The following is a 6,062-nucleotide window of genomic DNA, read 5'->3' as shown; positions in this document are numbered from 1 at the left end:
GCTTCGGCGGCGCAGACCTGGTCGGCGCCCGCACGCTGGCGCGCACGGGCCTGCTGCTGGCGCTGGCGGCGATGGCCGCCGTGGCGGGCCCGTCGGCGTTCACGCCGGTCCACCTGCTGCTGGGGGCGCTCCTCCTCGGCCTGGCCCTCCTGCTGCCGCGCGCCTTCAAGGCCCGGACGTACGGCCCGCGCCCCGGCACCCGCTTCGCCGTGCGGGCGCCGGAACCGGCCGGCGACCGCGTCCTTTATGCGCTGATCTCGCCGGCGTGCGGCCTCTGCAGCGCCATGCTCCCGGCCTTCGCCGCCGCCTCAGGCCGCGTGGACGTCGTCCTGGTGAGCGCCGCCGAGGAGGACGCCGTCCGCGCGTACCTCGCCGGGCACGCCGTGACGCTGCCCCTGGTGATCGACCCGGAGGTCTTCGACCGCAACGGCGTCCCGTGGCCGCCGTACGCCGTGGTGACGGACGGGTCGGGCACCGTCCTGGCCGCCGGGGGCACCGCCGACCCCGCCGACCTCGACGCCCTCCTGACCCAGGCCACCTGACGTCGAGGACACATGTCACCGTTCGTGGGTATGCCGTACGTCGTCGAGCGGGCCTGCCGTGACCTGCGCGGCGCGGTGTCGCTGCGGGGCACCGTGCCCGAGTGATCCCGAATCCTTACGCCTGGCATACACGAAGTCAGTAGACTCGCTCGCGTCCAACCGGCCGAGATCTGTACGGCGAGGCCTCTTGGCCATGGGCGGCGGCCCGCGGCCCCGTCCCCTGGGAGTCACGTGGTTGTCGACGCGCCCCCTTCGCCGCCGACCTCCCCTCCCCGCGGCCGCAAGCGCTGGCTGCGCTGGGTGATCGCGATCGTGGTGATCGTGGTCCTGCTGGTGGCGGGCGTGGTGGTCGGCGTGGTCGTGAAGCTGTCCAAAGTGAAGCAAGAGGACGTCTCCGGCGACCTCGGCGCGACCCGGCCGCCCAAGGTGGCGGGTACGGCGCTGAACGTCCTGGTCGTCGGCTCCGACCAGCGCGACGGCAAGAACGCCAAGTACGGGCACCGCGTCTCGGGCGAGCGCACTGACACGATCATGCTCGCCCACGTGTCGTCCAAGCGCGACAACGCGATGGTGATCAGCTTCCCGCGCGACTCGCTGGTGCAGCTCCCCGCCTGCCGCGCCAAGGGGAACCTGCCGGGCCAGCAGCCCCACCTCGGCATGATCAACGAGTCGTTCAACTCCGGCGGCATCGCCTGCACCTGGAAGACGATCGAGACGCTCACCCACATCCACATCGACCACTTCGTGAAGGTGGACTTCACCGGCTTCAAGAGCATGGTCGACGCGGTGGGCGGCGTGGAGATCTGCCTGCCGGAGCGGGTCGACGACAAGAAGGCGCTGCTCCACCTGCCCGCCGGGCGGCAGACGGTCAACGGCGAGCAGGCGCTCGGGTACGTCCGCGCCCGCTACAGCCTCGGCGACGGCTCCGACATCGGACGCATCCAGCGGCAGCAGATGTTCATCGCGTCCATGATGAAGAAGGTGATGAGCGGCGAGACGCTCACCGACCCCGGCAAGCTGTTCGGCTTCCTCGACGCGGGCCTCAGCTCCGTCACCACCGACGCCGACCTGACGCTCAGCGTCATGAAGGACCTCGCCGGAAGCCTCCAGGGGCTGAACGCCGGGCAGATCCGCTTCATCACCACCCCTTGGCACTACTCCCTCACCCAGCCCGGACGGGTCGAATGGGTGCAGCCGCAGGCAGGCAGGCTCTTCCAGATCGTCGCAGGCGACCGCAGCCTGCAGGGGGTCAAGGGCGGCCAGACCAAGATGCCGCGGTCGAAGGTGCAGATCGAGCTGCGCAACGGCACCTACCGCAGCGGCCTCGGCACCCAGGTCGCGGCCGGGCTTGAGCAGCGTGGCTACCACATCACCAAGATCGGCGACACGCCGCGCAAGCCGTACCCGAAGACCACGGTCCTGTACTCGCCGAACGGCGAGACCCGCGTCCCGACCCTGACCAAGGACCTGCTGTCCGGCGCGCCCAAGCTGGTGGCGGGCGCGCAGACCTCGCGGCTGGTGCTGGTGATCGGCGACGACTGGAAGGGGCTGAAGCCCCTGCGCACCGACGACTCCGAGGCGCTCAAGGGCTTCGACGCCACCCACGACACCTGCGCCTCCTGACACCGGGACGCGGTCACTTACCTGCCCGCCAGGCGCGGCACGTGCACCGGCGAACCGCCCGATTCGGCGCTAGAGGGCCTCGGCCAGGCCGCCGCCGTCGATGGCGGTGAAGCCGGCGTCCTCGATCAGCGGCACCACGGACTTCTTGGCGTCGTCGTCGCCCCAGTACGGCATGTCGGCGCGCGGCCCGCCCCGCTGGCCGGCCGTCCCGAGCTCGAGCAGCTCGTGGGAGAACTTCGTGTTGAACGTGCGCACCAGCCGGACGTCCTGCCCGAGCACCCGCTGCTGGTACTGCGGGCTGGTCAGGCCGTCGGGGACGGCCAGCACCAGCGTCCTGCCGTCGCGTTCCGTGATCGGGTTGCTGGGATCGATCACCACCTTGCCCGAGAGCGCGCCGCCGATCTCCTCGGCGACCTCCGGGAAGGCCTCCCACCCCACCGCGATCGCCACCACCTCGCCGAACCTGGCGGCTTCCAGCGGGCTGCCGCTGCGGGCGCCACCGCCCGCCGCGCTCGCGGCCGCCTCGGCGCTGCCGGGGCTCGCGGCGCTGAAGAGCACCTCGTACCCGCCCGACACGAGCAGGCGGCCGAGCGCCGAGCCGATCCTGCCGGAGCCCACGATCCCTACGCGCATGTCGATCTCCTTGCCGACGCACACCCAGCTCGGGACCTCCCCCTCCCGCCCGGCGGGCACGCTTCACTTAGGCAGAGCTTTGCCGTAGCCTGCGCTCGCCCGGTAGTGGGCGGGTGCGGCACAATTCCGGGCTGTGACCGTTCCCAGCCTGCACGAACTGCGCGAGAACTCCCGAAAGCGCGCCGGGCTCCGGCTCCGAGGTCCCGAGCTGACGCACGTGGCGGACGTCGCCGGGCCCGGAGGGCTGACGCTGCGGCACTACCGGCCGTCCGAGGAGAGACGTCCGCTGGTCGTGTTCGTGCACGGCGGCGCGTGGGTGTTCTGCGACCTCGACACGCACGACAGGACCTGCCGCCGCCTGGCCCGCGCGTGCGACGTGGAGGTGCTGGCGGTCGACTACCGGCTGGCGCCCGAGCACCCCTACCCGGCGGCGATCGAGGACGTGGCCGAGGTGATCCGCTGGGCCAGGCCCGACGCCGTGGCCGGTGACAGCGCGGGCGGGTATCTGGCGACGATGGCCTGCCTGTTTCTGCGGGACGCGGGCGAGCCCCTGCCCGCCGCGCAGGCCCTGATCTGTCCCAACACCGACCTGACGCTGTCGCAGCCCAGCATCGAGGAGAAGGGCGCCGGCCACGGGCTCGACGCCGACTTCGTGGCGTGGTCCACCGAGCAGTGGGTCCCCGACCCGGTGCTGCGCGCGGACCCGCGCGTGAGCCCGCTGCTCGTGCCGGACCTGACCGGGCTGCCGTCGGCGCTCGTGGTCACCGCCGAGCACGACGCGCTCCGCGACGAGGGCGACGCCTACGCCAGGCGGCTCGCCGAGGCGGGCGTCCGGGTGATCCACCGGCAGGAGCCCGGCCTCGCGCACGGCTTCGTCCAGAACGCCGATCCGGAGTCGGAAGCCGCCACCGACCGCCTCTTCGCCGACTTCCGCCGGCTCCTGCCCCAGACCTGACGGACCGGGCCACCACCCGCACCGCCTACCCTCGTTCTCCGTGCTGTACGGCAGAGCGGCGGAGACCACCGCGATCGACGACCTGATCTCCTCGGCGAGCTCCGGCCACGGGCGCGCCCTGGTGCTGCGCGGGGAGGCGGGGGTCGGCAAGTCGGCCCTGCTCGACCTGGCGGCGTCCCGGGCGGGGTCGCTGCGGGTGCTGCGGGCGAGCGGCGCCGAGCCCGAGTCCGGGCTGGCCTACGCGGCGCTCCACCAGCTCCTGCGCCCGGTGACCGGCCTCCTGGACGCGCTCCCGAAACCGCAGCGGGACGCCGTGTCGGGGGCGCTCGGCCTGGCGGCCCCGGCCGGGGACCGCTTCCTGGTGGCGGCCGGGGCGCTGTCGCTGCTGGTGGAGGCGGCCGCGCCGGACGGCCTGCTCTGCCTGGTGGACGACTTCCAGTGGTTCGACCGCGCCTCGGCGGACGCGCTGCTGTTCGCGGCCAGACGGCTGCGAACCGAACGCGTCGGCCTCCTCCTGGCCGTCCGAGGCGACGCCCACCCCGCCATCGGCACACCGGCGGACATGCCACGTCGGCATGTCAGCGGGCACGCGGACCCGCGATCGCGGGCCGACACGGCGGCGGGCACCGTCCAGCCGGACGTGGTCGAGGTGCGGGTCGGCGGGCTGGACGCGGGGAGCGCGGCGGAGCTGCTCGACTCCGTCGCGGAGGTGTCGGCGGGGACGCGGGCGCGGCTGGTGGCGCTGACCGGCGGCAACCCGCTCGTCCTGCGCGAGACGGCCGCGTTGCTGACCCCCGAGCAGCTGTCAGGACGCGCCCCGCTGCCCGACCCGCTCCCTGGTGGCGAGCAGCTCTTCGGCCGGCAGGTGGCGCGGCTGTCCGGCGACGCCCGCCTGGTCACGCTGGTCGCCGCGCTGGACGCCGACCTCGCCCTGGTCCTGCGCACGGCGGAACTCCTCGGCGCGGACCCCGCCGCCCTGCACGAGGCGGAGACGTCCGGTCTGGTGAGCGTGTCGGGGGCCACGATCCGGTTCCGGCACCCGCTGGTCAGGTCGGCCGTGCACGCCTCCGCCAGCTCCGTGGAGCTGCGCCGGGCGCACGCCGTCCTGGCCGACCTGGTGGACGGCGACCGGCGTGCCTGGCATCTGGCCGCCGCCACCGTGGGCCAGGACGCGCAGGTGGCGGACGCCCTGGCCGCCTCGGCGGCCGGAGCGCGCTCCCGAGGCGGCTTCGGCGACGCGGCGACGGCCCTCGCACGCTCGGCGGAGCTGACCCCTGCCACGTCCCTGCGCGCCGAACGCCTCAAGGACGCCGCAGTCGCGGCCTGGCTGGGCGGCCGCCCCGGGCAGGCCGAGAGCTACCTCGCGGAAGCCCGCGACCTCGCCACCGCCCCTTCGGGGCAGAGCCTGTTGGAGGAGATCGCGCAGCTGCGGGGGCGGTTCGAGCTGAACTCCGGAGACGCCGCCGAGGCGATGCGCATCCTCGCGTCAGGCGAGAGCCTGGCGATGCTGGCCGACGCGTCGGAGGCCGCGAGCTACGTGGGCGACGTGGCCGCCCTGGTGGAACTGGGCCGCCGGGCGCGGGCGTTCGCGCCGGGGTTCCTGCGGGACGTCGTGGCCGGCATCGGGGCGATGCTGGACGACGGGAGCGGCGGCGAGCTGCTGCGCGCGGCGCTGGCCCGTACCGGGGAGCTGAGGGAGGCGGCCGAGTTCCTGTGGGCGTCGGCGGCGGCCAGCTACCTGGGCGAGGCGGACGTGTCCGCCGAGCTGGCCGACAGGGCCGGGCGGGTGGCCAGGATGTCGGGAATGGTGGGCCAGCTTCCCGTGGTGCTGGAGTTCGTGTCCACGGCCGAACGGATCCGGGGGCGGCTGGCCGAGAGCGCGGCCGTCGCCGAGGAGGGGCTGACGCTGGCCCGGGAGGCGGGCTACATCAACTCGGTGGCCGCGCATCTGGCGAACCTCGCCGTGGTGGCGGCGCTCAGGGGCGAGGAGGACGCCTGCCGGAGCCGTGCGGACGAGGCGCTCGCCATCGCGATCCCGCACCGGGTGGGCCTGCGGGCCGGGGTGGCGTCCTACGCGCTGGCGATGCTGGACCTCGGGCTGGGCCGCTTCGCCGCGGCGCACTCGCGGTTCGTCGCGATCACGGAGGCGGGGCCTGGGGCCGGGCATCCGACGGTGGTGTGGCGTTCCACGCCCGACCGGGTGGAGGCGGCCGTGGCGGCGGACGAGCCGGAGGCGGCCCGCGCGGCGCTGGCGGGCCTGGAGAGGTGGTCGGCGGACGCCGCGACGAGCGAGGCGCGGGCGCTGCTCG

General features: G+C 74.2%; 5 protein-coding genes. 4 read left to right on the top strand and 1 reads right to left on the bottom strand.

Annotation, left to right across the window (positions count from 1 at the left end; translation table 11 throughout):
• Window positions 1–542: hypothetical protein (locus tag ABZ297_RS45835; RefSeq protein WP_355360597.1), on the top strand; the 542-nt coding region annotated here is incomplete at its 5' end.
• A 231-nt stretch (window positions 543–773) separates the two neighbouring features.
• Complete coding sequence (locus ABZ297_RS45830; protein ID WP_355360594.1) at window positions 774–2,165, top strand: LCP family protein; 1,392 nt, start codon at window positions 774–776, stop codon at window positions 2,163–2,165.
• 69 nt (window positions 2,166–2,234) lie between these two features.
• Here ABZ297_RS45830 and ABZ297_RS45825 read toward each other — a convergent pair whose 3' ends face one another.
• On the bottom strand, window positions 2,235–2,798 hold the full coding sequence (locus ABZ297_RS45825) for an NAD(P)-binding domain-containing protein (RefSeq protein ID WP_355360591.1): 564 nt from the start codon (window positions 2,796–2,798) through the stop codon (window positions 2,235–2,237).
• 133 nt (window positions 2,799–2,931) lie between these two features.
• Between ABZ297_RS45825 and ABZ297_RS45820 the strand changes: the two genes are divergently transcribed.
• Entirely contained in the window at window positions 2,932–3,753 is an 822-nt protein-coding gene (locus tag ABZ297_RS45820) for an alpha/beta hydrolase (RefSeq protein ID WP_355360588.1), read from the top strand.
• Between the two features lie 40 nt (window positions 3,754–3,793).
• Window positions 3,794–6,062 (top strand): AAA family ATPase (locus ABZ297_RS45815; protein ID WP_355360585.1); only part of this gene is annotated, 2,269 nt, incomplete at its 3' end.

Source organism: Nonomuraea sp. NPDC005983, from assembly GCF_040614375.1.
Lineage (GTDB): Bacteria > Actinomycetota > Actinomycetes > Streptosporangiales > Streptosporangiaceae > Nonomuraea.
The sequence above is the reverse complement of the archived record's forward strand: the minus strand, read 5'-3'. Positions and strand labels throughout refer to the sequence as shown.

What these genes read in the sequence shown, in the direction of transcription:
- ABZ297_RS45825 (WP_355360591.1), bottom strand. Translation starts at nt 2,798, where the DNA reads ATGCGCGTAGGGATCGTGGGCTCCGGCAGGATCGGCTCGGCGCTCGGC.